The following is a 626-nucleotide window of genomic DNA, read 5'->3' as shown; positions in this document are numbered from 1 at the left end:
GCCACGATCATCCAGGCACCGTCGTCGACGAAGAACAAGGACAAGCAACGCGACCCGGAGATGCACCAGACCAAGAAGGGAAATCAGTGGTACTTCGGCATGAAGGCGCACATCGGGGTCGATGTGGAAACGGGCTTGGTGCATACGGTGACCACGACGCCGGCCAACGTGGGCGACGTGACGGAAGTGGGCAAGCTGCTGCATGGCAAGGAGAAAACCGTCTATGCCGACGCCGGCTACCAGGGCGCGGAGAAGCGTGCCCCCAAGCGTGGCCGCACGTGGTACATCGCGGCCAAACGCGGCAGCGTCAAGGCGATGCCCGAGGGCGAGCTGAAGGACGCCGTGAAACACACGGAACACATGAAGGCAGCGGTGCGCTCCAAGGTGGAGCACCCCTTCCGGGTGGTGAGGCGGTAGTTCGGCTACCAGAAGGTGCGCTTCAAGGGGCTGTTCAAGAACACCACTCAGATACTCACGCTGTTCGCGCTAACCAACCTGTGGATGGCGCGACGAACGTTGCTGGCGTCCGCGGGGGAGGTGCGCCTGTGAGCCAGGAAATCCATCGGGTCAGAGGCGGATATGCCTTGTGGAAGCCTTCCACGCCCGGTGATTCATCCCGTTTCTTC

The 626-nt window shown here is 62.1% G+C and carries 1 pseudogene; it reads left to right on the top strand.

Annotation, left to right across the window (positions count from 1 at the left end):
• Nucleotides 1–549: pseudogene (locus AC1Q5A_RS16600) on the top strand (IS5 family transposase); the annotation flags it as partial.
• Between the last annotated feature and the right edge of the window lie 77 nt (nucleotides 550–626).

It is taken from the genome of Rhodanobacter sp. GW835-FHT13D09 (genome assembly GCF_058793995.1).
Note: the sequence above shows the minus strand (reverse complement) of the source record. Positions and strands in the feature narration are given on the sequence as shown.